Origin of the sequence: Streptomyces sp. NBC_00102, from assembly GCF_026343115.1 — a bacterium.
Classification (GTDB): domain Bacteria; phylum Actinomycetota; class Actinomycetes; order Streptomycetales; family Streptomycetaceae; genus Streptomyces.
The window spans coordinates 629,156-648,413 of the sequence record NZ_JAPEMC010000002.1 but is presented as its reverse complement, the minus strand read 5'-3'; the positions used below and the strand labels follow the sequence as shown (position 1 = coordinate 648,413).

The 19,258-nt window shown below is 74.8% G+C and carries 2 protein-coding genes (1 of these 2 only partly in view); both read right to left on the bottom strand.

The genetic code is table 11. The features are described from left to right. Positions 1-18,905, bottom strand: the 5' portion of a protein-coding gene (locus OHA55_RS30075; protein WP_266712248.1) for a hypothetical protein. The gene continues 12,865 nt to the left of window position 1, outside the view; only the first 18,905 of its 31,770 coding nucleotides appear in the window; its start codon is at positions 18,903-18,905; its stop codon lies beyond the left edge, outside the window. Next, positions 18,905-19,258 carry a hypothetical protein gene (locus OHA55_RS30070; protein ID WP_266712246.1) on the bottom strand — a complete coding sequence of 118 codons (354 nt, stop codon included), beginning with the start codon at positions 19,256-19,258 and terminating at the stop codon, positions 18,905-18,907. The genes OHA55_RS30075 and OHA55_RS30070 overlap by 1 nt, the downstream gene beginning before the upstream one ends.

The window sequence follows — 19,258 nt, the reverse complement described above, 5'->3', positions numbered from 1 at the left end:
CCGAATCCGCCCAGGGTCGAGGCGACCAGACCCGCGACCACCCCGTTGGCCTCTCCGGACATCGGGCTGCTGCGCACGGTGACCCGGTACCGGTACGGCACCTGGAACTCGGCCAGTTCGCCGGAGCGCTGCCAGGCCCTGGTCTCGCGCTGGGACGTGGCGGAGGTGCCGACCGCGCTTTCGAGGGCCCCGGTGAAGGTGGTCTGAAGGCGCTGGCCCCCGTACTGCAGCACCGGCCGGGCCTCCAGTTGCCGGGCCCTGCTGTACGAGACGCTCTGCGACTGGACGCCCGGCTCGGCCAGGCCGGCGTTCCGTCCGCCGCCGTGGGCGGCGCTGTGGGTCAGCTGTGCGGAGTCGTCGACGCCGCTGCCCCGGATCTGGTCGAGGTCGGTTCCCGGCCTCGGGCGGGCGTTCACCTCCACCGTCACCAGGCGTGGGGCGAGCCCCAGCCGGCCCCGGTGCACGAAGTGCGTCGAGCCGGTGCCCCGGGGGCCCGCCCCGATCGGTACGCGCAGCCCCACCGAGGAGGAATGGTCGCTGACCCAGGAAGCGAGACCGGGCAGGTATCCGGCGTCCCCGGGCCGGGTCGCGCCGGGGGCGGCCTTCTCGATGGCGTCGAGGAGGTTCTGCCGGAACCGTCCGCGCGGGCCCTCCGGAGCGACGCCGATGACGGCGCCCTGACCGAGCTGGCCGGTGTCCCGGTACCACTGGGGCAGCATCAGCGTCCGGTCCGGGGCGGGCGGGGTGATCCCGGCCTGGGCCGCCAGCTCGGGGTGCTTGGCCAGGTCGCTCTCGGGGAGCAGGAACTCCACCGCGTCCGGCACCAGGAAGCCCACGGTCCGCACCGCGTGGGGGCGGGCCACCAGCGTCCCCGAGACCACGTTGCGCCTGCCCTGGCTGACCGTCACGCGGTAGGTGGCATCGGCGGTGAACCGCTGCATCCGGGTACTGCCGTGCGCGGTGACCCGGGCGTCCGAGGCGTTGTCCGAGTGGGTCGTGCCGACAGTGGTGGACGAGGTGTCGACGTACCGACCGCTCGGGAAGAGGGAGACCCCGGGATCGTAGGCGCCGCTGACGGTCACTCCGGTCTGTCCTCCGCCGCCCACCGACCGGGTGGAGGTGACCGTGTCCGACGCGTACAGCCAGCTCTCCATACTCATGGGGCCGGGGGCCTCCAGCCGGCGCACACCGCTCAGGTATCCGGTGATCTCCACCGAGACGTCCGTGCCCGTGACCAGTCCGAAACTGCCCGCACCTTCCAGGACCAGTCCGTCGCCGAAGACGGTCAGGGCGTTGGCGGTCAGCTGGTGGAAGGAGAGGGCGGACCGCAGGACCTGCTGGGCCATGCTGTCCTGGTCGGTGAGCGAGCCGCCCACCGTCGTCCGTGTCGTCCACAGCCAGGCCCCGTCGGCCATGCGCCGGGCCCGTCCCAGCGGGCCCACGGCGTCGGCGGAGGCCCAGATCTCGGCGGGGGTCCTGACCGCGGGCGCGGGCGCGGCGGCGGTTTCGCGCACGGAGTCGGCGGCCGCCTCGGCCGCGGGTGCGACGGCGGTCTCCGGCGCGGGCTCGCCGGTCCGCTCGGCGGGAGGTCCGGTCAGCGCCTCAGCGTCCCCCTCCGCCGTCGCGCCCTCGTCCTCCCCCTCCTCCTCCTCCTCGTGGAGCGCGGTGAGGTCGAAGAGGTCCTCGTCCCCTGTCGCCCTCCGGGGCGCGCCCAGCAGCCGGCTCACGACCCGGACCAAGGTGTCACCGCCCAGCACCCGGTCCACGAAGGCCGACTCCGGCAGCCGTCGCAGCACCTCGGGCGCGTCGTCGCCCGCCAGTCGCGTCAGTTCGTCCTCCGTGACCCGGACGGCGATGTGCGGCTCGTCGGTCAGCACCGAGTCGACCGACTCCGTGTCGGACGCCTCCGACGCGGAATCCTCCGACCCGGAATCCTCGGACCCGGAATCCGCCGACCCGTACGCGGCTTCGTCCGAACGGATCGAGGGGTCGGCGGCGACGGCTTCCCGTACGACCGGTTCTCCCACCGCCGGTACCGTCACCCCCGTTTCCCGTACCGGCGGTTCCCCCACGGCGGGCTCTCCCGCGACCGGCTCCCCCGCGACCGGCCCCTCCCCCGCGACCGGTTCCTCCCCGACCGCCGGGGACGCGGCCCGCGCGGGCGCGCTCACGGTCCGGTACGTGGGGACGGCCACGGCGAGGGTGCCCTCGGAGACGAGCGGGCGCGGCGCCGGGCCGTGGCTCCACAGCAGGTCGAGCCGCAACCGCACCGGGATCTCGAAGAGTTGCAGCCCGTCTCCGGCCGCGGTGGACAGGTACTTCTCCTGGCCGACCAGCGACGTGGTGGCGGTGGCCGTGGCGGTCGAACCGCTGGCGGTGTATTCCGGCCGCACTCCCTGCAACGGCAGCTGTCCGTGGAACTCCAGGGGGTTGCTGACCTCCCCCATGCCGGTCAGGGACCAGCCCATCGGAGTGACCTTGCGCCCTTCCTGGCCGGGGCGGTTGTAGCCGGACCAGTTGTTGGTCTGCAGACCGGGCAGCGACCGGGCGGCGGCGACCGGCTCGTCGTCCGTCCGTTCGGCGGTGAGCCGCACCTGGACCCGCTGCACGTCCCCGGTGCCGGGCACTTCCAGCCATATCGTGTGGCCGTTCTCGACCATCTCGTCGGCGGCGCCCCGCAGGGTCTGGGCCGAGCGGGCGTGGTCCAGGGCGCGGGCGTTGGCCAGCCACCGGGCGCGGGTGGCCGCGCCGGTCCACCGGCCGCTCGTGCCGGACGGCAGGAAGCCGTGCTCGCGCAGCCATCGCCCGGCCATGTCGTACAGGGGCTCGGCGCCGTCCACGCGCAGGGTCGTGGTCGAGATCCCGAGGGAACGCAGCCGCACCATCTCGGGCGGCAGCATGCGCGGTTCGGGCTCCACCACGCCCTCCAGCACGGCCCGGGACGGCACGCGGAACACCACCGGGTAGGCCGTGCGGCCCTCACCGTCGGCGCCCGCGTGCAGGGGGCTGGTCGCGGCCGGCAGGGCGACACCGCCCTTGGGCAGGACCAGCTGCATCTCGAAGGTGACCCGGCCCTCTACCTGGAACATCGGGCCGCCCGACTGGAGGGTCAGCGATCTGGTGAGGTCGCCGCCGGAGCCCAGGACGTACGAAACCTGCTGGCGGGCGCCGGCGTTCACCATGAGGGCGCCGCCGATGGGGGCGGTCACCGCGTCGCTCCGCGGGGCGGAGAGGCCCACCGTGAGGCGGAGGTCCGCGCCCACGGCGTTGGTGACGGTCGACTGCCCGACGACCCGGACGGTACGCACCACCTGGTGTTGCAGGTCCGCGGCGGGTGCGGTCGGGCCCGACCGGCGGCCGTCGTCGGCGAGGTCGGCGCGCACCCGGACGAAGCCCAGCGCGGAGCCGTCGGCCGCCAGCAGCAAGGGTGAGGCGTGCCAGCCGTTCAGCATCCTCGGCAGGGCGTCCCGCAGGCTGCGGGAGCCGAAGAAGCGTTGCAGATCCTCGCGGGAAGCCCCCGACATCGCACCCAGATGGTCCGCGAACGCCTGCTCCGCGGCGTGCAGGACGCGTTCCGGGTTCAGCACCGTCTCCACCCCGTACAGCGGTACCTCGTGCACCGCCGTCCGGAGCGGGGCGTGTTCCCGCTCGGCCGCCGCGCGCGCCAGGGCCGCGCGGTCGGTGGCGTCCGCCCCGCTGTCCGGGACCGCGGTGCCGGTCGCCTCGGACGTGTCGGTACGGGTGAGGTGCTCGGGAAACCAGACGGCCATCCGTTCCCCGGCCGGGCCCTCCTGATCCGTGGTCCAGTCGGCCGGAGCCGCGCCGTTGTCCACCCTCAGCTGCCACCGCATGCGGTACGCGTACGGGACCGCCCCGCCCGAGACGGTGACCAACGACAGGGCCTGCGCGGCGCTGACGACGCTCACCTGAGTCGACAACTGGTTGTGCACGAGGCTCACTTGGGGCTGAATCACGATCTGGCTGAGCACGCCCAGCGAGGGCTGCCAGACATGGCTGCCCGCGAACTGGAACGTGCGCAGGTCCGCCGTGCCGGCGGTGTTCCCCGTGTCCGAGTACCCGGCTCCCCAGCGCTGGACCCGGTTCGGCACCCCTTCGGCCAGCCCGTCGAGCAGTTCGGGTGCCGGTCTGGGGTCGCCGAGGCGCAGCCGTACCCGGACCGTCCGTGCGGTCCCCCGGTGGCGCAGGTGCAGAACCAGTCCGTTCTCACCGCGCACCTCGGACCACTCGTTGACGAGGTAGGAGGGGGTCAGCCGGACGCGGATCTGTTCGCGCAGGTCGGCGTCCTCCCCGAGGCTCCCCTCCAGCTGCCTGCTCAGCCGGTCCCGCAGCCAGTCGACCGTGCTCTCGGGCACCCGGCCGAGGCTCACCGTGCCCTGCACGCCGTCGAACTCCGCACCGTACGCCCGCACCGAATCGCTGATCGGGGCGGGAGCGTCCACCGCGTCACCGGCCGCCCCGGGCGCGGGGGCAGCGACGTCCGTCACCCGAGCCTCGGCCGCTTCCGCAGTGTCCGGGACGGGGGGCGCCGGTGCGGGGGTCGCCGGTGCGAGCATCTCCGGCGCGGGGTCGGTCTCGGTCTCCGGCGCGGGCACGGTCTCAGTCTCAGTCTCGGTCTCGACCTGGCCCTCCGGCTCGGGGACGGTCTGCTCCCCGTCCTCGGCCCTCCGCACCACCGGGACCCATGGGGCGTCCTGTACCGCGTCGGGGCCCTGTTCCCGGCGTTCCCGGCCCGCGAGGACACGGTCCAGGCTCGCCATGAGCCGGCCGGGCCGTTGCGGACGCGGCTCCAGAACGCGCTGCTCCAGTTCCTCAGCCTCCAGGTCCGTCACGGGACGGATGGCGGGGACGACTTGGTCACCCGGCCCGGCCTGACTGCTCGGCCCGGTCTGACTCGACCCGGCCTGGGGCCCCAGGAGCTCCATCTCCAGCTCCAGCTCCATCTCCATGTCCGCCGGTCTGCTCTGCTGGGCCCCGGCTCCGGGCAGGGCGCCGCGCGTCCGCGGCCCGCCCAGCTCCAGGGCACGGGCCCGGGCGGCTTCGGCGCCCCGGGTGTGCAGGACTTCGGCGACGTCGACGAGGTGCTCGTGGTGGGTCCGGCGCGCGCGTTCCGTCTCCGGGTCCGTGCCGATCAGCACGGGAGCGTGCAGGTGTCCGCCCGCCGTGGTGAGCAGCGCCTCCGCGGCGCGGGTGGTGATGCCGAGCCGCGCCCCCAGCCCCCTCGCTCCGTCCGCGCTGAAGCTCCCGGTGCCGCCCTGCTCCGGGACGGCTTCGTCGTCGAGTCCGGTACGTGCTTCGGGGTCCAGGCCCAGCGCGCGCAGGCGCTGCCGGGCCGCGACCAGGGCCTCTTCGCGGGCCGGGGCCTTCCTGTCCCGCGCCTGCGGTGCGGCGGCCTGGTCGGCGAGGGCCGCGTGGTACGCCGAGAGCGCCTCCGCCAGCCGCGTCAGGTCGGGGTCGACCGCGCGCGGGTACGTCTCGGTGGCCGGCCGGGTCGCGGCGGCGGCGGGCTCCCTCTCCCTGCCCTTGCCCTTCTCCTTCTTTCCGGTGGCCTTCGGTTGGTCGTCGCGGTTCTCGGCCGAGTGTGCCGTCGCCCGTTCCACCCGTTCCACCGAGGCGCGCAGCGCGGGCTCGTTCCGTACCGCGCCGATGTCCATCGGGCCGGCCGTGTAGTGGCCGCCGTAGCCGTCCCACGTGTAGTCGTTGTTCTGCCGGGACCGGCTGATGGCGTACACCAGGGTGTCGACGTGCCCGTCCTCGGCGAGGACGTACGCGAACGAGGCGCCGCCGCTGCCGCCGTCCAGGTGGATGTGGAGGGCCTGATGGACGGCGACGGGGCGTTGCCTGTTCTGTGCCTCCCTCGGGCTCCTTCGCCCCTCGGCGACCTCGGTGAGCAGGGCAAGTTGGGCGGGGGTCAGCGCCTCCGCGCGGGCCTGCCGGGTGTGCAGGAGCCGTCCCGCGCTCTGGTCCCAGGTTTCGGGACGGTGCGGCTGGAATGCCGCCAGCCGTTCCGCGACGCGTTCCGTCTCCCGTGCTGCCCTGGCCGCGCGGGAGGCGGCTTCCCGGTCCCAGGCGCCCTGCGCCAGCTCCCGGATCCGCTGGTGGAAGTCTCCCTCCACCACCGCGCCCAGCCGGTCCAGCCAGGCGGAGAAGTCGGTGTCGAAGGCGGTCAGCGCGGCTTCGCCGGAGGCGAGGTAGGGGGCGAAGACGTGGTCCTGCCAGTCGGCGGGGTTCAGCGTCAGGTCTTCGAGGACCGCCGGCGCGCCCAGCATCAGGGGGAGCAGTTCCGGGTTGCGGCCGATTTCGGCGGCGATGGCGGCGCCGCGGGGCGCGAGGAGCAGGCCGGCGGCTTCGGGCACCGAGGTGAGCGCCTGCGCCCATACCGACGGCTGTTCGGTCCCCGGGGCTCGTACGGTGACGGCCGCCCTCGCCGCTCCTCTGCCGTTCTTCCGGCCGCGCCGCGCCGCCGTTCCCACTCCCGGTCGCGCGGTCTCCTGCGGCCGTGCCGCGGCGGGGGCGGGGGCGGGGGCGGCGGCCCGGGGCAGCGCGGCCAGCAGGCGCTGCCCGGTCGGGTCCTCGGAGAGCCGGTCGAACTCCGCTCCGTCGCGTGCCAGTCGGCGCAGTTCTCCGCCGGTTCCCTGCGACTGGAGCGCGCGGTCGCGCAGGGCCGCGGTGGTGAAGAACCGGTCGGCGAACCGCGGGGTGTCGTCCAGGAAGCGGGTGAGGTCGGTGTCGGTGAGCAGCCGCCGCAGCTCCTGGGGGTCGGTGCCGGCCAGCACCGAGGGGTGCTCGGCGAACCGGCGGAGCAGCGTCTCGCGGGGGGCGAGCCGGCGCACCAGGCGCGGGGCGAGGGCGTCGGCGAGCGGCTGGGACGCACGGGCCGCGCGCCACAACGGGCTTTCCTCCACAGCGTGTTCCACCAGGCCGTGGCTGCGCAGCAGGGCGCCGGCGAGCCAGGGGGCGTCCCGCAGGTCGTGCCCGATCCTCGGGTCGGTGGCCGTCGCGTCGGTCAGGCCCCGTACCGCTCCGAGCGCGGTGACCAGGGCATGCCCGAGGCCGTCCCCGGTGACAGCCATAGCATGCGCCAACTCAGGTTGCGCGCGCAGCAGTTGATGGAGGGACTCGCGCTGCGGGCCGCGCTCCAGCAGGCGTGCCAGTTCCGGGTCGGCGGCGAGCGCGTCCACGACGGCGGGGGCCCGCAGTGCCGTCTCCAGCAGTTCGGCGGAGGCGAGGACCCGCCCGGTGTGGTCCGGGTGGCGCTGGAGCGCGCGCAGGAGTTCGTCGTCCGACAGAAAGCGTCGGAAGTGCGCCACGCCGCTGAACGCCTCGGGGTGGGCGGCGATGGACTCGCTGACCGCCGGGAAGCGGCGCAGTACCTGTGCGTACGCCGGTGTCGCCGCGACCGACCGGGCCGCCGGGAGCCCGCTCAGCACGGCCCGTACGACCGCGGTGTCCTCGTCCCTGCCCGTGTGGAAGGCGACCAGTTCGGCGGCGAGGGAGGGGGTCGACAGCAGCAGTTCGGCGACGCGGCCGTCGTCGGCAAGGACCCGCGCCACGTCGTTCCGCTCCTCCATCAGCTGTCTGAGGTGGGGGTCGCTGGTCGCGACGGCGTGTTCGCGCGGGCGCTGGAGCATGAAGCGGACCAGGTCGGGTACGGCGACGAGTCGCCGGACGAGGTCCGGATCACCGGCGAGCCGGCTGACGGTGCCGCGTAGGAGCGTGTACGCGTAGAGGGAGTCGTTCGTCCGCAGCGCCGCCGTCAGCGACGGATTGTCGCGGAGGAGGACGAGGACCGAGGCGTTGGGGTCGTGGACGGTCGCGAGGAGCCTGGGCCGCGCCACCAGCATCTCGGCCAGCTCCGGGTCCTGGAAGAGCATGGCTCCGGCGGCGCGGCTGCCGCGGGCGGCGGCGAGCAGCGTCCCGTTGCCGCGGACGAGGTCGTCGACGGCCAGGAGAGCGGCGAGCCGCTCATCGCTGCCGGGTACCTCGGCGGTGCGCCGGAGTTCCGCACGGGCCGTGTCCGGCGCCAGGTGCCACAGTCCGGCCCAGCGCGCGTCGTCGGCATGCAGGCGGACGCCTTCGGGCGACAGCACGGCGTCGCCGCCGTGTGCCGTGACGAGGTTGGCCAGTGCGGTCGTCCATGCCTTCGTCTTCTTCTTGCTCTTCTTGGCGTTCTCCGCCCTGCGGGCCTCCACGACGGCAGCGACCCCGGTCCGAAAGGCCTCGGTGCCGAGCGCGTCGACGAGCGCGGGGCGCGCGACGGCCTCGCGGAAGACCTCGGGCGCCGAGGCCAGCAGACTCAGCAGACCGCTGTCGACGTCGAGTCCGCGCAGCAGTCCGGGCGAGTGGAAAAGGGCGCGCCAATGAGCCACGGGAAGCTGGAAGTTGGGCCGGGACGCCAGCTCGGTCAGTACCCGCGGACGGGCGTGGAGTCCGGCCACCGCGTCGGTGTCGACGGCGTCCAGCACCCGCCGGTCGTACCGGGCGAGGCGGAGCAGCGCGTCGCTGCGGAACAGTACGTCGAGCAGCCGCTGCCGGTCTTCGACGTACAGCAGGTCGGGGAAGCCTTCGAGCCCGTAGTGGGTGAAGATCCGCTCGTCGGTGGGCCCCAGCTCCCCGTACGCGCGCAGGTTGCCGAAGTCGGGTGAGCCCGGGGACTGGTGGTCGAGGAGCAGGCTCATGGCGGGGTTGGCCCAGGCCATCCGTCCCACGAGCGGGTCTGCCCCGGCGGCTTCGGTGAACGCGATCCGCGGGTCGCCGGGACCGGCCTCCAGGAGGCTCGGGGAGTGGCCGAGCCAGAACCGCAGGACCGGGTGGCGCAGGGCGGCCTTGAGGACGTACGGGGCGAGCAGCGGCGAGTTGTCCCGTACGAGGGGGCGCAGGGTTTCGGCGTCGGGCCCCAGCAGGCGGCGGTACTCGTGGGGGTCGGCCAGCAGGTCCGGGTGGAGCAGCAGTGTCCGCCGGAGGTCGGCGTCGGCCCGCAGCTCCAGGGCGAGGAGGGGCTCCACCGTCAGGGCGGCGTCCAGGGCGGGCAGCGCGGCCCGCAGGTCCGGCAGCGAGACCGTGTCCCCGGTCGACGGCCTCGGGGTCCGTGTGGTGGGGCCTCCCCTCTCGGTCCGGGTCACGGGTGCCGCCTGCCGCACCGCGTCCAGCAGGGCGTGTGCGGGTACGGCGTCGAAGTGGGCGGGGTCGCGGGAGAGGAGACCGGCGACGGCGGGGTTGTCCACCGCGGCGGTCACCAGGCGTGGGTCGGCGCCGAGACGGTTGGCGAAGTCCGGCGCGTCGGAGAGCACGTCGATCAGCCGCGCGTCGCGTCCCAGGACGTCCAGCAGACCGAGGTCGCGGGTCACGGCCGCCAGCAGGTCCGGTGCCCGCAGCAGGAGGTCCGTCTGGTCGGCGTGGGTCTGCAGACGCGTGCGCAGTTCCCGGTTGGTGTACAGGGCGGCGACGTCGATCTCCGCGTCGGCCTCCACCCGGGCGAAGACGGCGGAGGTCAGCGTCTCCTCGCGGGCGAAGGACCGTGCGCTCTCGGCCGTGCCGGCCAGTACTGCGGAGGCCAGATCGGGCAGGAGGGCCACGAGGTCGGCGACGATCTCGGAGGACGAGACGGCGAGGATGTGGGAGGTCCGGCCGTTGAGGACGGTCGCCACTTCGACGGCGTCGAGCAGGTGCGCCGCGTCGGGAGACCTGTTCTCGATCGCCTCGACCAACTCGCGCCTGCCGTCCGCCGAAGGGGCCAGCTTCGCGTCCAGATGGCTCGGGCCGAGCGCGTACGCGGCGAGCGTCATGGAGTCCAGCGCGCCCAGTCTCCGCAGCAGCTCACCGGAGCCCGACAGCACGTCCAGGTGCTGGGGACGCGCCTGGAGGATCGTGCCGAGTTCCGGCCGGCGGACGATCGCCTTCACCACGTGCAGGTGGGCCGGGTGCATGAGCGCGTCGACGAGCTCGGTGTGTCCGGGGGCCACCCAGGTCGCGTCGGCGGCGGCCATCCGCGCGAGGTCCGCGGCCGGCCAGTCCTCGTGCCAGGTGCGGGCGGCGGACCTGTTCAGGAAGGCGGCCAGGGCGTCGGCCGGAACCGCGGACCGCTCCCCGCCCCGGGAGGCGGCCCGGACCGCTTCCCGGGCCGCCTCGCCCAGGAGCTGGGCGTCGGGGGCCGACCGGGCGGCGGAGTCCGGAGCCCCGTGCGGAGCACCTGCCCGCAGCGCCGTCTGCTCGGAGCGGATGCCGGGCGTCGCCGCGGCGAGCTCGTCCGCCAGGTCCTCGGCGTCCGTCTCCACCAGGGCCCTGGTCCATGTCGGGCCGTCGGACCGGCCGAGCACCTCCATGATCCGGAACCCGGCGTGCCGCTGGGCCTCCCTCAGCGCGGCCGTCTCCGGTTCCGTCCCGATCAGCACGGCCGGCCGGAGCAGGACCATGGCGTGCGTCCACCGGCTCTTCAGGGTCTCCGTGTCGGACGCGGCCCGCAGACGGTCCACCAGGTCCCCGCCCACGCCCGGCGCGAACGCGGACCGGGGTCCGGAGTCCCAGTCCATCTCCGGTCCGAGGTGCTCGCCCCCGCCGCTCCGGCCGGCGCCGGACGCCGAAGGGCCCGCTTCCCGCGAGGTGTCGGGAACAGGACCCGGGGCGGAGATCCTGGGGGCCCTGCGGGAGCGTCCGGAACGGGCTCCGCGGCTTCCCTCCGGGTCCAGGGCGCCCAGGCGGGCGGCGGCCAGGCCGGTGGTGAAGGGGTCGGGGCGGGCGGCATCGTGGTCGGCCCAGGCGGAGGGGAGCTTCTGCGGCGCCCACAGCGTCTCGTAGGCGTCGAGGAAGTCGCGACGGAAGTCGCCGCCGAGAGCGGTGAACCGGTCGTCCTCGATCCCGCGGTCGCCCCGCAGCGCCTCGAAGGAGCGGGCGGCTCCGTGCAGGGCGGTGCCTACGGTGGACTCGAAGGCGAAGTGCGCGGGGAGTGCCCGGGCCTCCGCGGCCAGGACTGCGTCCCATCTGCGCCCGAGGGCGTCTTCGTCGTCGAGGACGAAGGTGTGGCGCGGGTGGAGGACGTCGAACGCCGACCGAAGGCGTTCCTCCAGGCCGGCCCGGACGCGAGCGGTGTCGGCTTCGCCGAGAGGCCGGTCGCCGTGGGCCTCACGCCACTGGGGAAGGTGCGCGGCCAGGAGTTCGTCGGCGACCGCGCCGATCCGGTCGCGGGCGTGCCGGACGGTCAGCCAGGTGTGCAGCCGCTCGGAGGCCGCCAGTTGCCGGTAGGCCTCCTGCCAGTGCTCCGCCCGTTCCTGCGGCCCGAGCCTCTCCGTCTCGGCCAGCACCTGATCGAGTCGCTGGTCGACGACGACGGCCATCGTCACCCCGAGTTCGGCGACGAGCTTCTGGCTGGGTGCGCCGAAGTCCACCGGGAAGCGGCCGAGGAACGCCGCGTCGGTGCGGGGGCCGGCTTCCGCCCAGGAGGCCACGGCCTCCCGCACGTCCTGCTGGACGCGGACGATCTGGTGTTCCCGGACCGCCTGTTCGGCCAGTCGCAGCGGCAGCCCGCGCAGCACCGCGTCCAGCCTGGCCCGCCTGTCGATCGACGCGGCCCGGTCGTCGGTGTCCGCGCCAGGGCGCTCGAACCGGTCGAAGACGTCGTTCAGCACGCTCCGGGCGTCATGGAGCACCCGGGCCCGCCCTGGTTCGGAGACCGGGGTGCCCTCGGCAGCGAAGGCGGACAGCAACTGCTCGTGGGCGGCGGCCGGGGCTTCCTCGGTCGCGGTCAGGGCCGTGGCGCGTCCGGCACCCCGGTGGCCGGGGAACGAGGCGACAGCCGTCTCGAAGGCGGGGTCGAGCAGGAGGAGGTGAAGCCGCCGGTCGAACTCGTTCGGCAGCGGCGCGATCATGTCCCGTAGATCGCGGACCGCCTGCCGCACCGTCCCGTCGAGGGTGCGTTCCGGGTCGATGCCCGTGAAGGAACGGTCCACCAACCGGCCCACCCGGTCGTGGAATTCGGCGGCGAGCCGGTCGTGGACCGCTCCGGCCGTCACCGGGTCCGGCTCGAAGGATGTCCCGGACCCGTCCGTCAGCCCGCTTCGCACGGAGGCGTCGAACGTCTCCTGCCACCAGGTGCGGAACGTGCGCTCGAACGCGGCCTGCGCGTGGTCGAGTCCGCGCTGCCGGACCGCCGCCACGGTGAAGGCGTCCTGGACCGTCCGGACGGCCCCGGCGGTGTCGGAGGTGTCGGAGGCGACGGCGGAGAGCCGGGTGCGTTCCGTGCGGACCTGCTCGCGGACGGCGGTCAGCTCTTCCTCGGTCAGTACGGAGGTCTTGTCCCGCGCCCACACGCGGAATGCCTCGTCGAAGGTGGCGGCGTCGACGGGGTCTTGGGCGGGCGTGCCGGGGGCGCTCTCCCCTTGCTCTCCGGCATCGGCATCGGCTCTGTCCACGCCTTCGGCCGTGTCCGACCGTGCCAGCAGTTCGGCGTACCGCTGGTACAGGGTCCGCTGGGCGTCCTGCCAGGCAGGGGCCCGCCAGTCGTCGGCGTCGGCGTACGCCGGGGGCGCGACCAGCCCGCCCGTCGGGGCGGCGGCCCGAGCGGCTTCGACGGTACGGACGTGCTCCTCGCGCAGGCTCTCGACCCGGGTCCGGGCCCACCGGACGGTCTCCGCGTTCTCCATCCGTACGGTGCCCGGGGGTTCGTCCGCGAACGGCGCGACACGGTCGAGTTCGGCGCGGTGCCGGGCCTCCGCCACCTGCCGCAGTGCCTGGACCTGCGCGTCGTACCTCGCCACTGCGGCTTCGCGCGCCTCGGGACCGTACCGGCCGAGCCGCTCGACCACCGGTGCGTGGAGGGCCAGGCGCTGCTGTTCGTACCAGCCGCGCACCTCCTCGCCCCAGGCGCGGTCGGCGCGGAACCGGTCGGCGTGCTCGAAGAACCGGCGCGTCCGTTCCACGGCCTCCGGGGCCAGGCGGCGCTGGTGCGCCGCGGCCCGGCGGACGTTCTCGTCCAGTTGCCGCAGCCGCTCCTGGCGCTCCTCGGCGTCCTCGACGGCCAGTGCCAGGGCCCGTTCGGCGGCGTACTCCTGACGCAGGACGTCGAGCTGCCGCTCGTACCAGGTGCGCTCGGCGAGCGTGCCCAGTCGTTGCCGGTACGCGAATCCGTCGTGCGGACTCCGGCCGGTCCGGGCGTGGAGCGCGCGGTCGAAGGCGGCGTGCGCCTCGCGGTCCGCCGTCCAGGCCGCGTGGGCGTCGGCGTACCGCTGCCGGAACTCCCGCACCGTCTCCGTGCGGGGCGCCCGCGCCTCGGCCGTCGCCCCGTCGGCCACCAGGTCCTGGAACTGGGCCGCCAGTCCGGCCGCGGGCGCAGAGGTGGTGAAGCCGTCGGCGCTCGCGAGAACGGCGGGCACCACGGTGGCGACCTCGCGGTGGAAGACCTCGCGGGCCGCCTCCCGTGCGGTGACGGCCTCCCGGGCGGAGACGAGCCCGGCGTCCAGCTCCCGGAGCGCGTCGACGCGGGCGGGTGTCAGCTCGGCCGGTGCCGCGGTGGCACGGTCCTGTCCCCAGGCGTCGGCGAACCTCTCCCGCACGGCAGTGACCCGCTCCGCCGCCTCGGCGCCGCCCAACTCGCGGAATGCGGAGAACCGTTCGCCGAAAACGGTGTAGGCGTGGTCCCTGCTCCCGACGGCGGCCCGCAGGTCATCCGGTGCCTGCTCCGGGCGGGCCGCCAACTCCTGGACCTGGAGCTGGGTGGCACCGTCCGCGTCCCGGTCCGAGGGGCCCGGAAGATCACCGGGGCGGGTGTCCTCCCGATAGGGGGCGCGGTCGATCTCCCACCGAGCCAGGTCCAGGACCCGGGCCGGGTCGCTCTCCCAAGCCCGGTACGCGCTGTCCTCCTTCCGGGCCGCGTCGGCGAGGTCGTTCCATTCCTGCCGCGTCCTGTCGATCAGCCGAGTGCGGGCTCCGGGCAGATCCTCCCGGGGGACGGAGCGCGGGAGGTCGGCCCACTCCCGGGCGAAGCCCGACCCGAGTGCCTCCACTTCCTGTTCGTACTCCGCGCGCACGCGCGCCGTGCGGATCTCGCCGGGCGCTGCCCCGGCGTCCCTCACGAAGTCGCGCAGTGACACGTCCCTGTTGAGCAGGGAGTCGAAGTTGGCGGCCATCTGCTGCCGCCGCTCCCTGCCCTCCTGCTCGGCCCGTTCGCGCTCGACGGCTGCCGCCGCCTCCCCGCGCCGACGGTCCGCCTGCTCGATCTCCTCGCGCAGGGCGTCCCACTCGGAGCGGACCGTGCTGCCGAAGGTGTCGCCGTCCTCCCGCTCGCGCGCCAGCCAGCCGTCCATGTCACGTGCGTCGGGGCCGTAGACGTCGTGGTAGCGGCGCACCCAGTCACCGCGGAACCCTTCGCCCAGCCGGTCCCGGGTGGCCTCCTCGACGTCGTACCGGTACTCGGCGCGTTCGGTCAGCTCTCCGCGCCGGGTGGTCAGCCGGGCGAACTGCTCGCCGCCCTCGGTCAACGCCCGTTCCAGGCCGTACTCCAACCGCAGCCGGTGCGGCATCGACTGTTCCAGCGACGGCAGATACCGGTGGAAGAAGGCGGCCTCGCCGGCCGCCACCCGCTTCGGTTTCCAGGTGCCGTTCCCGGCCCGGCCCGCCAGCTCGCCGAAGTCCCGGGTGACGTCCTGCCGCAACTGCTCGCGGGCGCGCCGGGCGTGCGCCCCGTCGACACCCAGCCGGTCGAAGCGCACCTCCGCCCCCTGCAGGGCTCGCTCCAGGGCGACCTGGTACTCGAAGCGCGTCGGCAGTTCGTCGAGGAGCCGGGCGTGGGCCCGCCGCATCCGGAAGGCGTACGACTTCCAGTCCTCGGGGGTCAGGTCCCGTCGCTCCCGGCCGGCCAGGAACTCCTCGCCCCGGGCGGTCAGTTCCGCGCCGTGGGCCGCGGCCACCGCGGCGGTGTCCACCGTCTCGGCCTCGATCCGCTCCCGGCCGGTGGACCGCATCCACCTGGCGTGGGCGGCCTCGACCCGCCTGTCGGCCTGGGCGCGCCGGGACTCCTCGGCCGCTGTGGCCCGCAGCCGCGCCTCCCAGCGGGCGGCCAGATCGTCCATCCCCGGCGCGAGGGCCTCGCGCCGCTCCACCCACTGCTCGAAGGGCGTCCGCCGGGTGGGCGGGCCGTCGCCGCCCGGCAGCACACGGGTGACGCTCTCGAAGTCGGTACGGAAGTCCTGGCGGGCCCGGTCCGTCCACAGGCCGATCCGCTCGACCGTGGCGATCCCGTCCTCGGCGCCCCGCGTCAGACGCTCCTCCACCCGGGCCGCCCCGACGGCGCGGTCGAAGATGCGTTCGGCGGTGACCTCCAGCTCCAGACGGGCCCGCAGACCGCGTGCCAGGTCCCGTGTTTCGGCGCGCAGATCGTCGTGCAGCCGCGGCCAGTCGAGCGGTTCGGCACGGGTGCCGTCGCCGGCGGACCGCTGTTGCTCGGCGAGCCGGTTCACCTCCGCCACCACGTCGTCGGCGAACGCCTCACGGGCGCGCGCGACCGCGGACCTCGGCAGCTCCGACAGGGCCGTCAGGTACCGCGCGGCCCGGAGCCCGCCGGGGGGCGCCGACATGCCCTCGTCCCGCAGCCGCGTCTCGAACTCCTCGAACGTCTCCCGGGCGGACTCCCGCGCCAGGCGCACCGCGGACTTGATCTCGAAGTCGTCGCGCAGCCCGGCGGACAGTTCGTCGAACCGCGAGCGGAACTCCGCGAGGGAGATGTCACCCCGCTGGTACGCCTCCGCGTCGGGTTCCCAGCGCGCGTCGAACCAGCTCTTGACCTCCTGGCGCCGCGCTTCCGCCTCCGCCCTTACGGCCGGCGGGAGTTCACGGTCGTTACCGAGCACCAGGAAGGCGTCCCGGGTCTCTGACTGCACCACGCGGAACCGCGCGTCGGCGGGGTCGGCCAGGACGAAGGGGCCGTCCTCGGAGGTCCGTTCCACGCGGGGCGGTGCCGAGGACGTCCGAAGCGCCTGGACATCCTGCGCCGATTCCTCGTCCGGGAGCGCCCGTTCGGGAAGGCGGTGCACGGGGTTCGGGTCGTCCAGGTACGCGGCGAACGCCTCCGCCACCCGCCGCTCCGCCATCTCCTCGACCTCGAAGCGGAAGCGGTAGCGGTCGGTCACCTCGTCCTGGGCCCGGCGCCAGGTCGCGCCGAGCAGCGGGTCGTCGTCCCGGAAGACGTAGGACCCGCCGGTGTGGGCCGCCTCCGCGGTCCCGGGGGGAGAGGGCTCGGCCGACTCGGCGTCCCCGGGCCTGCCGCTCGGTGGGAGGGCGCCGTCGTCGGCCTCGTCGCGGGGGCGTGCGCTCTCGTCGGCCTCGTCCCGGGGACGTGCGCCCTCGTCGGCCTTGTCGGCCTCGTCCCGGGGGCGTGCGCCCTCGTCGTGGGAGGCCCGGTCGCTCGCGCTTCCGTCTTCTCCTCGCGCGCTTCCGTCTTCTCCTCGCCCGGGAGGCGTGTCGTCGGAGGTACGCGGAAGCGGCGCACCGTCCGTGCCGGCTTCGACGGTCCCGGTCCGGTGCGCCGGGGCGCCCCTGGGCGGTGTCCGGCTCTCCGGTCCCCCGTCGCCGCGCGCGGTCCCCGGGGCGGGGTCGGCCAGGGTGGTGGTCCGGGGGGCCGGTGCCTCGGTACGGGGCTCGCCCGCGCGGGTGACCGTGGCGGTGGACGGACCCGGCTGGGCCGCACCCGGCTGCCTGGGAGGTGCCGTACCGGGCGCGGGCGCGGTGGTGTCCTGTCGTCCGGTGGCGGCCGGTGCGTCGGGACGCCCGGCGCCGGCTGTGTTGGTCGCCGGTGCGACTGCCGGTGGGGCGGTTTTCTCGCGCGTCGTCACCACGGGGTCAGGGCCGGCGGACCGGACCGGCGCCGCGTCGGCCCCGACCTGGTGCGCGGACGTGGTGCCCGGCGCGGGTGCGACGGGGTCAGGGTGCGCGGACGTGGTGCCCGGCGCAGGTACAACGGTGTCAGGGTGCGCGGACGTGGTGCCCGGCGCAGGTACAACGGTGTCAGGGCGCGCGGACGTGGTAGCCGGCGCGGGTACAACGGTGTCAGGGCGCGCGGACGTGGTGCCCGGCGCAGGTACGACGGTGTCAGGGCGCGCGGACGTGGTGCCCGGCGCGGGTACGACGGTGTCAGGGCGCGCGGACGTGGTCGCCGGCGCGCGTACGACGGTGTCAGGGCGCGCGGACGTGGTCGCCGGCGCGGGTACGACGGTGTCAGGGCGCGCGGACGTGGTAGCCGGCGCGGACGTGGGGGCGGGCGGCGCCGACTCACCGCCACGGTTCACGGTGGCCCCCGGCTCCGTGGGCCGCGCCGGGACGGTCGCGGCTCCCGGGCCCGTGGCCGAGGCTGTCGAGGCTGCTCCGGGCTCCGGGGCCCTGACCGCGGCGGCCCCGTCGGCCGGGCTTCCGGGCGCGGTGGTCCCGGACTCCGGTCCCCTGGCCACCGCGGTCGGCCCGGCCTCGGGCCCTCGGGCCACGACGGGCTGCGCGCGGTCGGGGGTTCCCGTCGCGGCTTCCCCGTCCGCCGCGGCGGTCACTGTCTCCGGTCCGGCCGAGGCGCGGGGCGCCGCTTCGAAGCCCGGCAGTCCGTCGCCCGCCGGCCGCGTGGTCCCGGCGCCGTCGCCGGTTGCGGTCACGGCACCGGGGCGCGCCTCGGGCGTACCGGCGGGGGTGCCGTCACCGGCCCTTGTCGCGGCCGGAGTTGGCGTTCCCTCGTTCTCGGCCGTCGCCGTCGCCGACCCCGTGGCCGTACGTCCGTCCTCCCCGGGTCCCGTACCGGAGCCTTCGTACGGGCCCGCGACCGTACGCGTGCTCGTGCTCGGAGCCGGCGCCCCGTCGGACGCGCGGGCACCCCCACCTGTCGTGCCGATGACGGGCGCGGGGCCGGGGTCGGCCGCACCCGCCGCCGTGCCGCTGCGAGGAGCACCGGTCGTGCCTCCGGCGGCGCCCGTGGTGCCGGGCCCGGAGGTTGTGCCGGTGGCGACCGTCAGTGGATCGACGACCGACCGGCCCTTCGGTCCCCCGGGCCCGGTGAACGTCGATTCGTCCGGCGCCTTGACCAGGTCTGCCACGTCGGGGACGACGCCGGCCGGGTCCTTCCCTCGGGTCCCGCCGCCCGTGCCCGGCGTCCCCAGGGCGGCTCCCGCCGCACCGCCGAGGAACGCCAGTCCCAGATCCATCTCCCCACCGATCGCGGCGTTCGCCGCCGCGCCGCCGACGACGCCGGCCGTGCCGCCGATCAGGGTTCTACCGATCAGCGAGTTCGACGCGCGGGGCGCGACCACTCTGCCGAGTCCGGACAGGGCGCCGAAGGCCGCGCCGCCGATCGCGCCGCCGATCGCCATGTCCTTGATGGCGTTCGGGTCGAGCTTCTTGCGGTGTCCCTCCAGGATCTCGATCGCCTGGAGCAGCGTCTCCAGGCCGGTCATCATCCCGGCGCCGACCGCCGTCGAGAGCAGCAGACGCCGCAGGATCGCCATGATCACCGCGCGTACGCCGGTGATCAGCGCCGGTACGGCGGCCAGGCCGAACAGCGAGTTCGCCAGGAACGCGAGCTCGACCAGCATCCACGAGAGCATCGCGATCACCAGGTTGGTGGCGTGCTCGACCTGGAGGGCGAAGTCGTCATGCATGATCTGCATGTTCTCCGCGGCCTGCGCCAACCCGGGCAGGGTGGTGTTCAACTGCCGCATGTAGTCGGTGAACGCCTCGGCGGGATCACCCGTGATGTGCCCCTGGACCTGGGCGTTGGCGGCGTTGACCTCGCTCACCATGCTCTGGACTCTTCGGCCCAGATCGGCCCAGATCTCTCCCTGGCGGCGCAGCCCGGCGGGGTCCGCCTCGGGCAGTTCCGTGCCGGTGAGGTAAGCCGCCCAGCGGAGCGGCTCGGGAGCACCTGCCACTACCGGCGACCTCCGCCGTTGCCGCCGCCCTCGTTCAGCTGGGAGTTCAGGCGCGCGGTCAGGGTGGAGGCGTTCCGCTCGGCGCCGTCGAAGACGGCGACCATGGAGTTGAGCCCGTCCCCGATGGAGGTGACGAGCCTGCTCAGGGATTCCAGGCCCTCTCCGAGCTCGGCGGCCAACGGGTCGCGCTTCGCCGCGAACTGCCGGCCGAACTTGTCGTTCCCCTCCGGCGACATCGAGTTGAGCTCACGGAGCGTGCCCTGGACGAACACCAGGAGCCGTTCACCGAGGGGCCCCAGCAGGTCCGCGCCCTTCTGCAGCCCCTCGGTGTCGACACGGGTGACCTGCGGCAT